Below are 17,392 nucleotides of genomic sequence, written 5' to 3' on the forward strand. Positions count from 1 at the left end.
GAGTAATGTTGGCACTTTTGAAAAACTTAAGGGGAGATAAAGCGATTTGGGCAATTGTTGCTCTTTTGGCTTTGTTTTCATTCTTGCCGGTTTACAGTGCCAGTACCAATTTGGTCTATGTAAAAGACAGTGGGACTACTATAAGCCATTTAATAAAACATGGTGTATTACTTTTCTTAGGTTTCATGATCGTATATGCGGTACATCGTATACCTACGCATTATTTTAAGGGGTTGGTATTGATTGCAATGCCAATAATCTTGGTGCTTTTAGGCTATACTTTAACCGTAGAGACCAATATTGGTGGCGTTAGTGCCAATCGATGGATACCTATACCTTTTGTGGGGGTCAAATTTCAAACTTCGACTTTGGCTACGGTAGTATTAATGATTTGGATTGCCAGATATCTTAGTAAAATAAGGGAAACTGAAATCACATTTACAGAAAGCATCCTGCCCTTATGGTTGCCCGTTTGTTTAGTAGTAGGCTTAATACTTCCAGCTAACTTTTCGACCGCGGCTATTGTTGGTTTTTTGGCGCTGTTGATGTGCTTTTTAGGTGGGTATCCTCTAAAATATCTTTTTGTAATTACAGGTACGGGTATCGTAATGGCCAGTATGTTTCTATTCGTATTGTTCAATGCTACAGAAGCTTTGCCTGATAGGGCCGGTACTTGGAAAACAAGAATAGAGACGTTTATGCATCCAGAAGATGCGAGTGCCGATGCAACCCGACAAGCTAATGATGCAAAAATGGCCGTGGCTCAAGGCGGACTCTTCGGAAAGGGTGCGGGTAAAAGTGTGATGAAGAATAGTCTATCCCAAAGCGAGTCAGATTTCATATTTGCCATAATTATAGAAGAATATGGATTGATTGGAGGATTGGGATTGTTGTTTTTCTATTTGCTCTTGCTATTTAGAATTGTGGTGGTCGCGAATTCTGCAAAAACGGTTTTTGCAAAACTATTGGTCATAGGTGTTGGTTTGCCTATCGTATTTCAGGCCTTTATAAACATGGCGGTGGTAGTACAATTATTTCCTACTACGGGCCAACCCTTGCCATTAATTAGTATGGGAGGCACATCAATTTGGATGACCTGTTTGGCAATAGGTATTGTATTAAGTGCAAGCGATAAAAAACAAGAGGAAATTATGTCCTCTGAAATTGATGATACAAATCCTTTAGAAGTTTTAAGTGGGCAATTATAGGTTCATACTTTCTGGAGGTGGAACAGGCGGACATATTTATCCTGCCATTGCAATAGCAAATGAATTAAAGCAAAGATATCCTGATGCTGAGTTTTTGTTTGTTGGGGCAAAAGATAAAATGGAGATGGAAAAAGTACCTCAAGCTGGGTATAAGATTGAAGGACTTTGGATAAGCGGAATACAAAGAAGGCTGACAGTAAAAAATGTACTGTTTCCTTTAAAATTGATAAGTAGTTTGTTGAGAGCACGTAAAATAGTAAAACAGTTTCAACCTCATGTTGCAATAGGTACTGGGGGGTTTGCAAGTGGCCCATTATTAAAAATGGCCGCAAGTGCCAATGTACCCTGCGTTTTACAAGAACAAAACTCATTTGCGGGAATAACCAATAAAGTTTTGGCCAAAAACGCCAAAGTTATTTGCGTCGCTTATGATAACATGGAACGCTTTTTCCCTAAAGGAACCGTAGTTGCAAAAACCGGAAACCCAGTACGTTCTGATTTGATAGACATTAAAGTTGGTAAGGACGAAGCATCTGCCTTTTTTGGACTCCAAGCCAGGCAACCAATCCTATTGGTTTTAGGGGGCAGTTTGGGTGCAAGGCGTATCAACCAATTAATAGAAAAAGAGCTCGATTTTTTCAAAGGATTGGGTATTCAAGTATTGTGGCAATGCGGCAAACTCTATTATGAGGAATATAAAAAATATGATTCTGAAAATGTAAAAGTAAAAGCCTTTTTAAATAAAATGGATTTTGCCTATGCCGCAGCGGATATCATCATTTCTAGGGCAGGTGCAGGTTCTGTATCGGAATTATGTTTGGTAAGCAAACCAACCATTTTTATTCCTTCGCCAAATGTGGCAGAAGACCATCAAACAAAAAATGCTCAGGCACTGGCTAATGAAGATGCGGCAATTTTATTAAAAGAAAAAGATTTAGAGACTGACTTTGAGCGGGTCTTTAAGGAGCTAATTTCTTCGGCAGCAAAGCAAGAGAATTTAGCAACTAATATCAAAAAGTTGGCCTTGCCAAAAGCAACATCAGATATCGTGGATGAAATTGAAAAAATAATTAGTAAAAAGTCTCCCCTCTCGGGGGAGATTCAGAGAGGGCTATGAATTTGAAAGACATACATAACGTATATTTTATAGGTATTGGAGGCATCGGTATGTCTGCTTTAGCACGTTATTTCAAGTTTATTGATAAGAATGTAGCCGGTTATGATAAAACCAAAACGCCACTGGTTGATGATTTAATTGACTTAGGCATTGATATACATTTTGAGGACAGCGTTGATTTGATTTTGCAAGATTTTAAGTCTATCGAAAACACTCTAGTTGTTTATACTCCTGCTGTTCCAAATAGCCATAAAGAACTATGTTTTTTTATGGAAAATGGGTTTCAGGTAAAAAAGCGTTCAGAAGTTTTAGGTATCATAACCAAGGATACATTTTGTTTTGCGGTAGCCGGAACACATGGCAAAACAACCATATCTAGTATACTAGCGCATTTGTTGAAGGAAACGCAAACACCTTTAGTCGCATTTTTAGGAGGTATTTCTGAGGACTTCAACAGCAATTTTGTTTTAGAAGGAACGGAGTATTCCGTGGTAGAGGCCGATGAGTATGATCGCTCTTTTCTGCAACTTTCGCCAGATGTCGCTTGCATTACCTCAATGGATGCAGACCATTTAGATATTTATGGTTCAGACGAGGAAATAAAAAAGTCTTTCAATGATTTTGTTAAAAAGATAAATCCTAATGGAAAGTTATTGGTCCGAAATGGATTACCGCTAAAAGGTATCACGTACGGATTGGATGATGAATCTGATTATTGCATCACGAACATTGTAATTGAACATGGCACCTACATATTTGATTTGAAAACCCCGGAAGAAATATTGAAAAATGTTCGTTTTAATAAACCGGGTAAGCACAATTTGCTTAATGGATTAGCAGCTTTTGCAATGGCGGCGCAGGCCATTTCCCAGCCACGCCGCCTAGCTGAGGCATTAGCATCTTTTAAAGGTGTGCAACGAAGGTTTTCGTATCAAATCAAAGAAAACAACTTTGTTTTCATCGATGATTATGCTCATCATCCTACGGAAATAGATGCGGTGCATCAGGCTGTTTCAGAGATGCATCCTAATAAAAAAGTAACGGTAGTCTTTCAACCGCATTTGTATTCTAGAACTCAAGATTTTGTAGATGGTTTTGCTTCAAGCTTAGCAAGATTTGATGCGATTTTGTTGTTGGATATCTACCCGGCAAGAGAAGAACCTATAGAAGGGGTAACATCTTCTTGGTTATTGGATAAAATAGAGAATCAAAATAAAAAATTAGTAGAAAAGTCAGAATTGGTATCTGCCATTGCAAATACCGAGCCCGAGGTTTTGGTGACAATGGGTGCGGGTGATATTGGTCTTGAGGTTTCTAGATTAAAAAAAGAATTGACTTATGCGAGTTAATTGGAATTATATAAAAATTGTAAGTCTGCTTTTGGCAATTGGAGGCCTTTATGGTTTTGCCGATCATAGAAGTAAGCAGAAAAAAGTAGATGATATTAACATTAAGTTTTTGGGAGACAACAATTTATACCTGACCGAAGATTCGGTTAATAAATTGTTAATACAAAATTATGGAAGCTTAAAAAATAGGGCAAAAGAACAAGTAGTTTTGAACTCCATAGAGACGGTAATTAAGTCTAATCCTATGGTGAAAAGTGCCCAAGTCTATCTCTCAATTGAGGGGGAACTTATTTCTAAAATTGTTCAGCGTAAACCTATTGGAAGGGTTGAGGGAATCTCTAAATTCTATTTAGATGATACGGGAAATCGCATGCCGCTATCAAGGCATCATTCGGCAAGAGTGCCTATCATCACAGGCAAAATTACGGGTAAAACCCTTGAGGACGCTTATGTCATTTTAGAATTTGTAAATGAGGATGATTTTCTTAGAAAAAATGTAATTGGTATTCACATAGAAGATGAAAATAAGTACCAGTTAAAGCTAAGAGTCGAAAATTTTGTAGTGAATTTGGGCGGTGTGGAGAATCTTGATGAAAAGTTCAAAAACTTTATGGCTTTTTATGTAAAAGCAGCAAAAGATAAAACATTGACAAAGTACGCAGTAGTTAGTTTAGAATTTGATAATCAAGTGGTTTGCACCAAAATATAAATTATGGAACAAGGTAATTATTCAGTTGGATTAGATATTGGTACAACTAAAATTGTAGCCATTATAGGAAGAGAAAACGAGTACGGCAAAATTGAGATTTTGGGTACTGGTAGGTCTAAAAGCTTAGGTGTTCACCGTGGGGTAGTAAATAACATTACACAAACCATTTCTTCAATTCAACAAGCCGTTGAACAGGCCGAGGTAAATGCGGGGTTAAAAATAGGTTCTGTAGTTGTTGGTATTGCAGGTCAGCACATTAGAAGTTTACAACACAGTGATTATATCACACGACCCAACGCAGAAGAGGTGATTAATGATGAAGACTTGGATAAACTCTGTAATCAGGTTTATAAGTTGGTAATGCTTCCAGGGGAAGAAATTATCCATGTACTGCCACAAGAATATAAGGTAGATGGCCAAAGTGAGATTAAGCAACCTATAGGCATGTATGGAGGCCGTTTAGAAGCTAACTTTCACGTAGTAGTGGGTCAAGTATCATCCATAAAAAATATTGGTCGTTGTATCAAAAGTGCTGGGTTGGATTTAGCAAATATAACCCTTGAACCTTTGGCTTCGGCCGAAGCTGTTTTAAGTCAAGAAGAGAAAGAAGCAGGCGTAGCCCTTATAGATATAGGTGGTGGAACAACTGATTTGGCCATTTTCAAAGATGGTATCATTCGCCATACCTCAGTTATTCCGTTTGGTGGTAATGTGATTACAGAGGATATCAAAGAGGGTTGTTCAATAATAGAAAAACAGGCCGAACTTTTAAAGATGAAATTCGGGTCTGCGTGGCCAGGGGAGAATAAGGATAATGAGATTGTTTCAATACCAGGTTTAAGAGGTCGTGAGCCAAAAGAAATTACATTAAAAAACCTTTCGAAGATTATTCACGCGAGGGTTGTTGAGATTGTAGAGCAGGTTTATGTGGAAATCAAAAATTACGGCCACGAAGAACAAAAGAAAAAATTAATAGCGGGTATCGTTCTTACCGGAGGTGGAAGTCAGTTGAAACACTTAAAGCAATTGGTGGAGTACATTACGGGTATGGATACCAGAATTGGCTATCCAAATGAACATTTAGCTGGAGATTCCGATGAAGAAATTGCCAGTCCATTATATGCTACGGCTGTTGGTTTGTTAATGAATGCATTGGAAACCAGCTCAAAGAATACTGCACCAGAATTAGAGCCTCAAGAGCAAGAGTTTGAAGGTGTTTTGGTAGAAGAGAATGCACAAGCAGCAGTTTCGGGAGGTACAAATACATTACAGAAAGAACGAAAGTCGATTTTTGACAAGTGGTCTGAAAAACTGAAAGACTTTTTAGATAACGCAGAATAAAATATCATCAATAAATAGAGCACCCATGAGTAAAAGCAACGAATTTGACAATATCGCTTTTGATTTACCCAAGAACAAGAGCAACGTGATAAAGGTAATCGGTGTAGGCGGGGGAGGTAGCAATGCTATCAACCATATGTTTCAAGCCGGTATCAACGGAGTCGATTTTATCATCTGTAATACAGATGCACAGGCTTTAGAGAACAGCCCTGTACCTAATAAGATTCAATTAGGGGTATCCTTGACCGAAGGTTTAGGAGCAGGGGCAAACCCAGAAGTTGGCGAGCAGGCAGCAATGGAAAGCATGGAAGATATTAAAAGCATGCTAGAACATACGACTAAAATGGTATTTATTACTGCAGGTATGGGCGGAGGAACTGGTACGGGTGCCGCTCCGATTATTGCCAAAGCAGCAAAAGAAATGGGTGTGCTTACCGTCGGTATTGTAACAACTCCTTTTCAGTTCGAAGGAATGCCTCGTTGTAAGCAAGCCCAAATGGGTATTGAAAAGTTGCGTGATAATGTTGATTCTTTAATTGTTATCAATAACAATAAGCTACGTGATATTTATGGAAACTTAGGGTATAAAGCTGGTTTCTCAAAAGCTGATGAAGTACTTTCTACAGCTGCGAAAGGTATTGCCGAGGTAATTACACATCACTACACACAAAACATTGACCTCAGAGATGCTAAAACCGTGTTGTCCGATAGTGGTACGGCCATTATGGGTTCTGCGAACGCTTCTGGGTCGGCACGGGCGAATGAAGCTATTTCAAAGGCCTTAGATTCACCATTGCTTAATGATAATAAGATTACGGGTGCCAAAAACGTATTGTTGCTTATTGTTTCTGGTAGTCAAGAAATTACAATTGACGAAATTGGTGAAATCAATGATTTTATTCAGTTAGAGGCGGGGCATGGTGCAAATATTATTATGGGTATCGGTGAAGATGAAGCCTTAGGAGACGCAATAGCGGTAACTATTATTGCAACAGGTTTTGCAAGCGATCAACAAGATGATATCGTAAATACGGAGTCTAAACGTATTATACACACACTGGAAGATGAGCAAAAGGCGGTTCACGATTTAACTGCTGAAAAGACAAAACCAAATTTCGACATTAATGTTTCTCTTGAAGAGCCGGTTATCAAACATCAACTTGTAGAAGAAGTTGAAGAACCGGAAATTAAAATGCCCGAATCTGATTTAATTGAAACTACAAATTACATCAGAAATTTTAACGTCTTTTATGAGGAAGTTGTGGCACAACCAGTTAAAGAGACTATTGCTGAAAATCATGATGAGGATTTTATCATAATTGAAGCCAAAAATATTTTAAACGATATTGACGTCGTAGACCCTGAGGTAGTTTCTGCCAAGGAGGAGGAAGACCAATTCGCCTTAACTTTCGACATGCCTATCAACAGTGGCGAAGAAGACGAGAAAGAAAACACAATTACCTTTGATTTAGGCGAAGAAGTAAAAGATATCGATGTTAATGAATACGTAGAGGTTAGTCAGGTAATAGACTATAATAAGGAAGGAGAGACACGCTATAATCTTGAGGAATATATGGAGCTAGAGACGAAGCTAACAGGAGCTCGATCAGTAGCTGAAACTCATGAGCCTAAGTTAGTTGAAGACGAATTGGTTTTTGAAAAAAAGACCATTAAAGCAGAGGCTTCCGAAGAAGGAGATAGTTCAAAACAAGTAGATCCTTTTAATAGTTCAATAAACGATTTATTAAAAGACAGGGCAGACGAGCGTAGAAAGAAGCTGAAGAATTTCAATTATAAGTTTCAAAACAATCGAAACAGTATCGATGAAATTGAAAAGCAGCCTGCATACAAGAGACAAGGTGTTGATTTAAATGACGCACCAAAAGAACAAAAAGTGTCTAGAATGAGTTTAGGAGAAGATAGTAATGATGAAATTCAATTACGTTCGAATAACTCATTTTTACATGACAATGTTGATTAGTAGTGTTTAGTTTGCTTCCATTTTAATGGAACGTTTAAACCCGAAAGATGAAACATACTTTCGGGTTTATTTTTTATCTTCGCTGCCCTAAATAAGTTTAAGATGAGTTTGCAAGAAAAGGTAATGACAGAGATGAAAGCCGCTATGAAAGCTAAAGATACGGTAGCTTTAGAGTCGTTACGTGCTATTAAATCCGCAATTTTATTGGCTCAGACAGATAAAGGAGCAGGAGCAGAACTTTCTGAGGAAGATGAAGTGAAATTGGTACAAAAATTGGTAAAACAACGTAAGGATAGTGCTGCTATTTTTACAGAGCAAGGGCGCAGCGATCTAGCGGAGCCTGAATTAGCCCAAGTTGCCGTAATCGAAAAGTTTTTACCGGAGCAACTTACAGAAGAAGAAATTGAAAAAGTTGTGGTGCAAACAATTGATAGTATCGGTGCGTCCGGTATGCAAGATATGGGTAAGGTAATGGGCATTGTTTCTAAAGAATTGGCTGGTCAGGCTGATGGCAAAACCATTTCTACGATAGTAAAAGATAAACTAAGTTCTTAATAGGTAAAAAGGCCACGTAGCTCAGCTGAATACCTGCCTGCCGGCAGGCAGGGAGCAACTAGATAAAGATGGAGTATTATTTTTATGCTATCAGAAGTGAAAAAGATGGACGGATTTATAAAGGAATATCCAAAGATGTCAATCAACGATTACTGTGGCATAATAAGGGTAAAACTAAATCAACTAAAGGTTATATTCCTTGGGTACTAGTTTATACGGAAAAAATTGAAAGCATCGAAGATGCGCTTAGAAAGGAGAAATATTATAAATCTGGTATAGGTAGAGAGAAATTAAAAGAGTTAATAAGACAATGGCCACGTAGCTCAGCTGAATAGAGCACTGGATTTCGGCTCCAGCGGTCGGGGGTTTGAATCCCTTCGTGGTCACAAGTATTTTAAGCAGGCAATTGCCTGCTTTTTTATGGTTGGTATGAGGAATCTCTAACAATAAGATTCGTTTTTATCTCAATTGTTTTAGTAATTAAATCATCTTTAGGGTTTTCGATTTCTTCTATTAAATATTTAACTGCAGTACGACCAATTTTTTCTCCAGGCTGATCTACCGTAGACAATGATGGACTGATAATCGTAGAATGTACAGAATTGCTGAATCCAACAACAGCAATTTCATCAGGTATTGAAACCTTAAATTTATTTAATGCTTTTATTGCTCCTATTGCAGCGCTATCTGTAATAGCAAAAATAGCATCTGGTCTGTTTTTAAGGCTTAAAAGAATATTAGCTAATATTCTTCCCTTGCTTAATGAAATGTCTTCCGTGCTTAAAATTATTTTTTCATCAATCGGTAAATTATGTTCTTTTAAGGCTCTTAAATATCCTTGAAATCTTTTTTTGGAATTAAAAGATTGTTCGGTTTCTTTTATAATAGCAATCCTTGTTTTCCCGGTGTTAATTAAGTGCTCTACTGCGTTATAGGCAGCCTCTTCTTCGTTAATTACTACTTGGGTACAAGGTATTTTATCAGAAACTTTATCGAATAATACTAAAGGAATTCTAGAAGCAACCTGTAAAATTGAATCAAAAGACTTTGTTTTTCTCGCCAAAGCCATTAGAATACCATCAACTCCAAATTGAATCATAGTTTGTAACATTTCGGATTGCTTAGACTCATCATTTTTAGATTCCGAAATTATTACTCTATATCCCAAAGCTTCACCTTCATCAAGAATTCCTTTTATTACAGTTGAAGTAAAATAATGAGAAATATTAGGGACAATTACTCCTACAATATGAGTTCTATGGCTCCGAAAACCTTTAGCAAAAAGATTGGGAGAATAATGTAGTTTGCTAGCTAATTCTTTAACCCTTTCTTGGGTTGGTATACTAATATCTGCATGATTGTTTAAAGCTCTCGAAACTGTTGATATAGATAAATTAAGCTCTTTTGCTAATTCTTTTAAGGTGGTGTTTTTCTTTTTAGTCATTATTCATTTAATCAATTGATGAATATAAAAATATTCTTTTTCGCAAACGTTATCGCAAACGTTTGCGTTAAGATTACGCATAAATTATGATAAATAAATATGAATAATAAAATATGTTTACCTAAATATTACAAATATGTCATTATAGTTCTTAAGCATGTTTAACTAATTAACTAAATAATTATGAAAAATTTACTTTTTGCGATAATCGCAGTTTTTGGTTTGAGCTCGGCATTAGCACAAACCGAAATTAAAGGAAATGTCAAAGACGCTTCCGGTATTCCCATACTTGGTGCTAACGTATTAATTAATGGAACTACTGAAGGTACTACAACTGATTTTGATGGAAATTTTTTGCTTTCAACAAACCAGTCAGGATCTAAAACCATTCGTATTTCTTTTATTGGTTTTACTCCCTATGAACAAAGTGTAGAGTTAAACGGGTCACCGGTTATTCTAAATGTAGTTTTAAACGAAAGTGGCCAACAGTTAGATGAGGTCGTAATTACTGCATCCAGTACTTTTAGATCACAGAAACAGGCTCCATTATCAATCAGTTCTAAGAAAATGGCAGCAATAACAAAACTCTCAGCAAATAGCCAGGCAGATATTCTAAGGGATGTTCCAGGAATCACTGCAGAAGGTGGTGGTGGTGAAACAGCTACAAATCTATTTGTAAGAGGTCTACCATCCGGTGGGCAATACGTATTTAATCCATTACAATACGATGGTATGCCTTTAATGAGCACATTTGGTCTTAATTCATCAGCACATGATGTTTATGCAAGACCAGATATTGGATTCAAAGGGGTTGAATTTGTTCGAGGTGGGGCAGCAGTGCTTTATGGTTCTGGTTCAGTAGCTGGTATCATTAACTACACGAGTAAAACAGGTGATACAAACCCAGGTAATATTATAAATGTGGAATACGGTAGCCGAGGTAGATTAAAGACTGATTTTTATTCTGGGGGTAAACTAGGAGATGAAGATTCCAACACCTTCTACGCATTTACAGGTTTTGTACGAAAAGATAATGGACCCATTGAGACTGGTCTTGATACTCGTGGTGTTCAGTTTAGAGGTAATATTAAAAAGCGTTTTGAAAATGGTTCTTTTACCTTACATGGTCACTTTATTAATGATAAAGCCCAATTCTTTTTACCATTACCATTGCAAGGAGGTTCACGTGAGCGTATAGCTGGAAATGATGGAGAAGATGTAGAACAATTATTGAGTGGTGAATTAGCAGAGACTTCATTTTTAACTCCTGGAGGAGTATACAAAAGCCCAATAGAAGATGGTGTTTTTACCAAAGGAGGCTATCTAATGGGTGATTTTATATACAACTTATCTGAAAATACCACTTTTAAGGCTAAAGTTAAATATGCTGATTACCAACATAATTTTGCATTATATGTTGGGGGTAATGGTTCTTTTGGAAATCCAATTACGCTTAATGATTATGTAGCTGCAGTTGCACCTGGCAATACTGCTTTTGATGCTCAGTATCAAGGTGGAGCAGGTAGCCAAATTAATGGTAGTGATTTGGTAGTTGAAAACTTACATGTAGATCGTTTAAGACCAATGACAGATTATTCTGGTGAAGCAAACCTTATTTTTAGATCGAATGATAATGTACATACATTTACCTTAGGGACATATATGGCTAGAACTGAGGCTGAGGATATCAACTATCAATATAGAGTGCTTTCAGAGTTTAATAACAATCCAAGATTAGTTAATTTAAGTTACACTGATGCAGATGGTGCTAACGTTATTTATTCAGATGGTGGTTTATACAATAGAATAGGTATGACTTCAAATAGATTCTTAGAGCAAAGCAGAACAGCTTTTTATATTACAGATGAAATGGTATTAGATCGTTGGAGATTTGATGTTGGTTTGCGAATAGAAAATACTTCCGGTACTTTTAATAATGGAGGTTTGGAAGAGTCAACAGTTTATGACAATACGGAATTAACGGATAATTTAAGAAATGTGAGATTTGCAGATGGTAGTTTTACAACTGCAACAATTGATGCTACTGATTGGGCAATTTCCCTAGCAGGTTTATACGAGTTAACAGAGGCAACCAACTTATATGCAAATTTCTCGAGAGGATTCTTTTTTCCTCAACAAAGAGGATTTGCTCCAACACCTGGAATTAGAGAGTCTAATTATGAAGGAGAAACTATAGTACAGGGAGAGTTAGGTGCAAAGTTTGGCACCTCAAGCTTTTCAGGATCTGTTGCAGGTTATTTTGTGAACCTAAGCGATCGTATTAGAATTGATCAGGCAATTTCTGGAGGTCAGTTAGTAGATCAAGCTAGAAGCGAACAAACTACAAGAACTTTCGGTTTAGAGGCTACAGGTAAATTTATTGTTTCGGATGCTTTTAATATTAATGGTACCCTAACATATCAAAATCATGAAATTTCTAAAAATGAAACAACGGATTTAATTGTAAACACAACTTCTACAATTAATGAAGGCAACGAAATAGGAAGACAACCGAATTTTTTAGGTAGTCTTAGTTTTAATTATGATGATAGAAAATTCGATGCTAATTTTACATTAAATCACACTGGGAGCAAATTTACTGATGATTCTAATAATGTAGAATTGGATGCAATTACAATAGCTCGTTTAGGAGCAGGTTATACTTTTAAAACACAAGAAGTAAATGCGTTGAGATTAGGTCTTTCTGTTTTTAATCTTTTTGATAGTGTTGGCCTTACTGAAGGGAACCCAAGAGCAGGAATTGCTGGTCAATCTGCAGATGGAGATTTCTTTTTTGGTCGACCAATTTTACCAAGAAGGCTATTTTTAACAGCAACATTTAATTTTTAATTGTAAAAAGTTAGTTTAAGTTAGTTTAGTTCATAAACACATTGGCGGTGGAAGTCGCCAATGTGTTTTTATATAACATAATAGTATACAATGCAAGAGCAATTATTAAAAAGGGCTATTACGGTTTTAGACAATAACTTTCAGGAAGGAGGATTTACCATTCCTAGTAAAGGATTATATCCATTTCAATGGAAATGGGATTCTGGATTTATTGCTTTGGGATTTGCACATTATAATATGGATCGCGCGAAAAAGGAAATTGAAACTTTATTGAATGCGCAATGGGAAAATGGTTTTATACCTCATATTATATTTCATACTGATAGTGATACCTATTTTCCAGGACCCGATTTTCATCAATCAAGCTTACATCCTCAAGCATCAAAAAAGATTCGTTCTACGGGGATGACACAACCTCCTGTATTTGGCTTTATACTGCAAAAACTATTCGAGATAGCAGAAGATAAAGAAGACGCTTTAAAATTTATTGAATCTAAAATAGATAGTGTATTTAATAATCATGTTTATTTCTATAAAAATCGAGATATAAATAATGAAGGCTTGGTTTATATCTATCATAACTGGGAGTCAGGTACAGATAACTCTCCTATGTGGGATGATATTTGGGCCACTATGAATCCACCAGAATATACCTTTGAAAGGAGAGATACTTCTCATGTAGATGCTTCTCAAAGGCCTTCCAAAAGAGAGTATGATCATTATTTACATATCATAGATATTGCAAAAAAATATTTGTATGATGATGCTAAGATTGCTGAGTATTCTCCATTTTTAGTTCAAGATCCTTTATTTAATGCTATCCTAATAAAATCTAATGAGGCTTTAATACAACTGTATGAAAAGTTAGGTGACAATGAAGAAAAAATAAAATATCTAAAGAAACAGCAAAGTAAAAGTGTAAAGTCTTTAAATGATAAATTATACAATGATGAGCTAGGTGCTTATGTTCATTTTGATTTAAGAAAAAATATGCAGATACCCTATGTTTCTTCATCCTCTTTTTCGCCATTGTTTTCTGGAGCTCCTGATAAGGAAAAAGCTATTCGTCTCGTAGATACTATGATGACGAAGTTTGGCGGTGATGATAGATATTTATGTGCTTCATTTGACCCAACACATGAAAGATTCAACCCCAGAAAATATTGGAGAGGCCCAGTTTGGATAAATTTAAATTGGATGTTGTATAATGGACTAAAGGATTATGGATTCATAACAGTTGCCAATAGAGTAAAGAAGGATTCCTTAGAGCTTATTGAAAAATATGGTTTTTTCGAGTATTTCGACTCTAGAAAAACAAATCCTGATTCTGATAATAGCGGTTATGGAGGAGATAACTTTTCATGGAGTGCCGCTCTATTTATAGATTTTTTAAAAGAGAAAACCTAATAAATGTTTTTTGATTTTACCCATAATTACGTTTTAGAGAATGATAGGGTAATATTAACTCCTCTTAATCTAGCTCACATAAATGATTTAAATTTTTTTTCCGAAGAAGAGTTAATCTGGAAATATTTTTTAGGAGAATCTAATGGATACCAAAATATCGATAGATATATAGCTCAAGCAATACAAAAGCGCGAAAATATGAAAGATTATGCTTTTGCTATTTATGATAAGAAACAAATGGAATATGTAGGAAGTACTCGTTTCTTTGATTTTTCTGAAGAATTTAATACAGTTAGGGTGGGATATACTTGGATTGGTCAAAATTTTTGGGGTACTGGTTTAAATAAAAATTGTAAATATTTATTATTTGAGTTTGCATTTGATAGTATTGGTTTTGAAAGAATTGGTTTAGGAGCACATTCTGAAAATAGTTTAAGTATAGCTGCTATGAAGAGTTTAGGATGTAAACAGGAAGGTGTTATTCGCAATATCTTTCCATCAATACTTAGCGATGGGAGAGCAGATGCCGTTCTCTTTGGAATTCTTAAAGATGAATGGAAAAACAACATTAAAAATAATTTAAAGAATAGATTATGAATTACTTAGATTATATCATAATTGTAGTTTACCTAATTGGTTTTTTAGGAATTGGGTATTTCTTTAAGGAGAATAAAAGTTCTGGGGATTATTTTTTAGGAGGTAGAAGTTTGAGCTGGTTTCCGTTAAGCTTATCTACAATGGCAACTCAATTGTCTGCTATCAGTTTTATTTCTGCACCAGCGTTTGTTGGATTAAAAGAAGGAGGAGGACTTCAATGGTTAACTTATGAATTTGGTGTTCCTCTAGCTATGGCCTTTCTTTTAATTGCTGTGATACCTACTCTATATAAATCAGGAATTGTTAGTGTTTATGAATATTTAGAGAAACGTTTTGATGCTTCTTCACGTTTATTAATAAGTTTTGTTTTTCAAATAAGTCGATCCGTAGCTACTGGTGTAATGGTTTATACTATGGCATTAATATTACAGGCAACAGCGGGAGTAGATTTTTGGATTTCTATTTTGATTATAGGAGTAATTACTTTAGTATACTCTTTTCAAGGTGGGATGAAAGCGGTAATCTGGGGAGATGTTATTCAAATGGTTATTTTGTTTTTAGGGATTATAATTTGCTTAATTTATGGTATTAGTGAATTGGGTGGGTTTGAAAATTTTCTCACTAATGTAGACCAAGATAGGCTAACGGCGGTTGACTTTAATAAATGGGGATTTGATAACGCTAATGGTGATGATGAATTTGGATTTTGGCCAATGGTAATTGGAGGATTTTTCTTGTACGCCTCATATTATGGGACAGATCAAACCCAATCACAAAGATTACTATCATCTAAAGGTATGCCAACGATTAAAAAATTGCTACTGGCAAATGGACTTTTTAGATTTCCACTAACGCTAACCTACTGTGTCATGGGATTGGTGTTAGGAACTTTATTACTTCACGATTTAGGATTTCAAGAAATGATGGACACTACTTATCAAGCTAATATAGGTTCTTTAGAAGGTAAAAAAGCAGACCTTATGGTACCTGTGTTTATAATTAATTATTTACCTAATGGGGTTATAGGTATTTTAATAGTGGCCATTATGTCCGCGGCAATGTCAACGTTAAGTTCTACGGTAAATTCACTTTCAGCAGTTTCTATGGAAGATTTTGTAAAACGATTTAAACCTAATATGAGTGATGCTAAATACGTAATGAACTCTCGATTGATATCACTTTTTTGGGGTCTAGTGTGTTTAGGTTTAGCTTTTTTTGCAGGTAATATAGAAGGAACTGTTATAGAGGTGATTAATAAAATAAGCTCTGTCTTTTACGGACCTATTCTAGCTGCTTTCATTCTAGCTATTCTGACTAAAAAGACTCATGCTTTAGGGGCTAATATTGGTATTGTTGTAGGCGTGTTATTTAATATGTATTTATGGCTTTATGTACCAGAAGTATTTTGGTTTTGGTGGAATGCAATTGGTTGTTTGGTTACCATGGTTGTAGCGATGGCAGTTAGTTTTCTTGTGAAACAAAAAGCTAATGAAGGTTTAGAAGTGGTTTATTATGCTGGCAGAAAGGAAGTTTTCATCTTAGTAAGCTTTTTTATCTTAATAATTACCCTAAGTATATTTATGCCCAATTTCTTTGGTTAATTTTTTTTAAATGAAATTTGTACTTGCACCTGATAAATACAAAGGCTCGTTAACTGGGTTGGAGTTTTGTGATGCCGTTGCCAAAGGAATTAAACAGGTTTTTTCAAAGGCAGATATTATGAGGTTGCCCTTGGCCGATGGTGGTGATGGCACTATTGAGGTGATTAAGAACTATTTGAACGCTGATTTAATCGAATTAAGTATTACCGACCCTTTATTTCGTCCAACACAGGCTAGCTACTTACTTTCCAGAGACCGTAAAACAGCTTTTATAGAAATGTCTGAAGCTTCTGGGTTTAAGTTACTTCAAAAGAACGAATTAAATGCATCTAAAACCACAACATTGGGTACAGGTGAATTAGTAGTTGATGCCTTGAATAATGGGGTCGAAAAAATCATTTTAGGTATTGGGGGCAGTGCTACCAATGATGGAGGTATGGGTGTTGCTTGTGCGTTAGGATACGATTTTTTGAATGAAAATAGGGAGTCCTTAAAACCAATAGGTGAGAATCTCATTAAAGTTAGGCAGATAAATAAAACAGGTATTCATAAAAGACTAGCTAATGTTAAGGTAAAAGTGGCTTGTGATGTTTCCAATCCTTTTTATGGGCCTAATGGAGCAGCTCATATTTATGCGGAACAGAAAGGAGCTGCAAAAAATGAGATTAAAAGTTTAGATGAGGGGCTTAAAAATTTTGCTAGAGTAATAAAAGCCGAACTAGGCATTGATGTTCAAAATATAAAAGGTTCTGGTGCTGCCGGAGGTTTGGGAGGCGGAGCTATAGCTTTTTTAAATGCAGAACTAAAATCAGGAATTGAGTTGGTTAAAGAAATTGCTGATTTTGATACTAGTATTAAAGACGCAGATTGGATTATTACCGGAGAAGGTAAACTGGATATGCAAACTTTATCAGGCAAAACGATAGCAGGTATACTTAGATCGGCAAAAAAAGAGAATATTCCTGTGGCAGCTTTATGTGGTATTTTAGATATTCCGAAAAGAGACCTCCAGAACTCTGGTATTTCATATGCCATTGGGATATCCGAAGGTATTACCGATATCAATTTGGCTTACCGGGATGCTTCAAAAAACCTCGAGCAAGCAGCTAATGATTTTGCTAAGATGCTCCTTAGAGAAGAAAAAATCTCCACTTTTTGGTAAAATAACGCTCTTATTCTTAATATAACGTAACTTAAGAGACGAAACCAATTTTTAAAATCTAACAATCAAAA

The 17,392-nt window shown here is 35.9% G+C and carries 14 protein-coding genes and 1 tRNA gene; 14 read left to right on the forward strand and 1 reads right to left on the reverse strand.

Annotation, left to right across the window (positions count from 1 at the left end):
- Positions 1-5: 5 nt before the first annotated feature.
- From ACZ1GR_RS14175 to ACZ1GR_RS14215, 9 genes are all read left to right on the forward strand, one after another.
- Positions 6-1,208 (forward strand): FtsW/RodA/SpoVE family cell cycle protein, encoded by a 1,203-nt coding sequence (locus ACZ1GR_RS14175; protein ID WP_377767225.1) that lies wholly within the window; start codon positions 6-8, stop codon positions 1,206-1,208.
- On the forward strand, positions 1,195-2,325 hold the full coding sequence (gene murG, locus ACZ1GR_RS14180) for an undecaprenyldiphospho-muramoylpentapeptide beta-N-acetylglucosaminyltransferase (RefSeq protein ID WP_472609570.1): 1,131 nt from the start codon (positions 1,195-1,197) through the stop codon (positions 2,323-2,325). The genes ACZ1GR_RS14175 and murG overlap by 14 nt, the downstream gene beginning before the upstream one ends.
- A complete protein-coding gene (murC, locus tag ACZ1GR_RS14185; RefSeq protein WP_472609571.1) occupies positions 2,322-3,674 on the forward strand; it encodes a UDP-N-acetylmuramate--L-alanine ligase in 1,353 nt (450 codons plus the stop codon). Before murG ends, murC begins: the two co-directional genes overlap by 4 nt.
- Entirely contained in the window at positions 3,664-4,383 is a 720-nt protein-coding gene (locus tag ACZ1GR_RS14190; protein ID WP_377767222.1) for a cell division protein FtsQ/DivIB, read from the forward strand. The genes murC and ACZ1GR_RS14190 overlap by 11 nt, the downstream gene beginning before the upstream one ends.
- Before the next feature lie 3 nt (positions 4,384-4,386).
- Positions 4,387-5,724, forward strand: coding sequence for a cell division protein FtsA (gene ftsA / locus ACZ1GR_RS14195; RefSeq protein ID WP_472609572.1), 1,338 nt, complete (start codon positions 4,387-4,389; stop codon positions 5,722-5,724).
- Between the two features lie 25 nt (positions 5,725-5,749).
- Positions 5,750-7,705, forward strand: a complete 1,956-nt coding sequence (ftsZ, locus tag ACZ1GR_RS14200; protein WP_472609573.1) for a cell division protein FtsZ — start codon at positions 5,750-5,752, stop codon at positions 7,703-7,705.
- 102 nt (positions 7,706-7,807) lie between these two features.
- Positions 7,808-8,260 carry a GatB/YqeY domain-containing protein gene (locus ACZ1GR_RS14205; protein WP_472609574.1) on the forward strand — a complete coding sequence of 151 codons (453 nt, stop codon included), beginning with the start codon at positions 7,808-7,810 and terminating at the stop codon, positions 8,258-8,260.
- A gap of 68 nt (positions 8,261-8,328) precedes the next feature.
- A complete protein-coding gene (locus tag ACZ1GR_RS14210) occupies positions 8,329-8,595 on the forward strand; it encodes a GIY-YIG nuclease family protein (RefSeq protein WP_472609575.1) in 267 nt (88 codons plus the stop codon).
- Positions 8,573-8,646 (forward strand) — tRNA-Arg (locus tag ACZ1GR_RS14215). Before ACZ1GR_RS14210 ends, ACZ1GR_RS14215 begins: the two co-directional genes overlap by 23 nt.
- A gap of 32 nt (positions 8,647-8,678) precedes the next feature.
- Here the strand turns inward: ACZ1GR_RS14215 and ACZ1GR_RS14220 are convergent.
- Positions 8,679-9,704 (reverse strand): LacI family DNA-binding transcriptional regulator, encoded by a 1,026-nt coding sequence (locus ACZ1GR_RS14220; protein WP_472609576.1) that lies wholly within the window; start codon positions 9,702-9,704, stop codon positions 8,679-8,681.
- Between the two features lie 183 nt (positions 9,705-9,887).
- Here ACZ1GR_RS14220 and ACZ1GR_RS14225 point away from each other — a divergent pair, with 183 nt between their 5' ends.
- From ACZ1GR_RS14225 to ACZ1GR_RS14245, 5 genes are all read left to right on the forward strand, one after another.
- Positions 9,888-12,554 (forward strand): TonB-dependent receptor, encoded by a 2,667-nt coding sequence (locus ACZ1GR_RS14225; protein ID WP_472609577.1) that lies wholly within the window; start codon positions 9,888-9,890, stop codon positions 12,552-12,554.
- A 90-nt stretch (positions 12,555-12,644) separates the two neighbouring features.
- Positions 12,645-13,961 carry an MGH1-like glycoside hydrolase domain-containing protein gene (locus tag ACZ1GR_RS14230; protein WP_472609578.1) on the forward strand — a complete coding sequence of 439 codons (1,317 nt, stop codon included), beginning with the start codon at positions 12,645-12,647 and terminating at the stop codon, positions 13,959-13,961.
- 3 nt (positions 13,962-13,964) lie between these two features.
- Positions 13,965-14,558, forward strand: a complete 594-nt coding sequence (locus tag ACZ1GR_RS14235; protein ID WP_472609579.1) for a GNAT family N-acetyltransferase — start codon at positions 13,965-13,967, stop codon at positions 14,556-14,558.
- Positions 14,555-16,159, forward strand: a complete 1,605-nt coding sequence (locus ACZ1GR_RS14240) for a sodium:solute symporter family protein (protein ID WP_472609580.1) — start codon at positions 14,555-14,557, stop codon at positions 16,157-16,159. Before ACZ1GR_RS14235 ends, ACZ1GR_RS14240 begins: the two co-directional genes overlap by 4 nt.
- Positions 16,160-16,169: 10 nt before the next feature.
- On the forward strand, positions 16,170-17,321 hold the full coding sequence (locus ACZ1GR_RS14245; RefSeq protein ID WP_472609581.1) for a glycerate kinase: 1,152 nt from the start codon (positions 16,170-16,172) through the stop codon (positions 17,319-17,321).
- Positions 17,322-17,392 lie beyond the last annotated feature (71 nt).

This window comes from Croceitalea sp. W27 (assembly GCF_055693185.1).

Coding starts and splice junctions, on each gene's coding strand:
- ACZ1GR_RS14175 (WP_377767225.1), top strand. CDS start 6: ATGTTGGCACTTTTGAAAAACTTAAGGGGAGATAAAGCGATTTGGGCA.
- murC (WP_472609571.1), top strand. CDS start 2,322: ATGAATTTGAAAGACATACATAACGTATATTTTATAGGTATTGGAGGC.
- ACZ1GR_RS14190 (WP_377767222.1), top strand. CDS start 3,664: ATGCGAGTTAATTGGAATTATATAAAAATTGTAAGTCTGCTTTTGGCA.
- ftsA (WP_472609572.1), top strand. CDS start 4,387: ATGGAACAAGGTAATTATTCAGTTGGATTAGATATTGGTACAACTAAA.
- ftsZ (WP_472609573.1), top strand. CDS start 5,750: ATGAGTAAAAGCAACGAATTTGACAATATCGCTTTTGATTTACCCAAG.
- ACZ1GR_RS14205 (WP_472609574.1), top strand. CDS start 7,808: ATGAGTTTGCAAGAAAAGGTAATGACAGAGATGAAAGCCGCTATGAAA.
- ACZ1GR_RS14210 (WP_472609575.1), top strand. CDS start 8,329: ATGGAGTATTATTTTTATGCTATCAGAAGTGAAAAAGATGGACGGATT.
- ACZ1GR_RS14220 (WP_472609576.1), bottom strand. CDS start 9,704: ATGACTAAAAAGAAAAACACCACCTTAAAAGAATTAGCAAAAGAGCTT.
- ACZ1GR_RS14225 (WP_472609577.1), top strand. CDS start 9,888: ATGAAAAATTTACTTTTTGCGATAATCGCAGTTTTTGGTTTGAGCTCG.
- ACZ1GR_RS14230 (WP_472609578.1), top strand. CDS start 12,645: ATGCAAGAGCAATTATTAAAAAGGGCTATTACGGTTTTAGACAATAAC.
- ACZ1GR_RS14235 (WP_472609579.1), top strand. CDS start 13,965: ATGTTTTTTGATTTTACCCATAATTACGTTTTAGAGAATGATAGGGTA.
- ACZ1GR_RS14240 (WP_472609580.1), top strand. CDS start 14,555: ATGAATTACTTAGATTATATCATAATTGTAGTTTACCTAATTGGTTTT.
- ACZ1GR_RS14245 (WP_472609581.1), top strand. CDS start 16,170: ATGAAATTTGTACTTGCACCTGATAAATACAAAGGCTCGTTAACTGGG.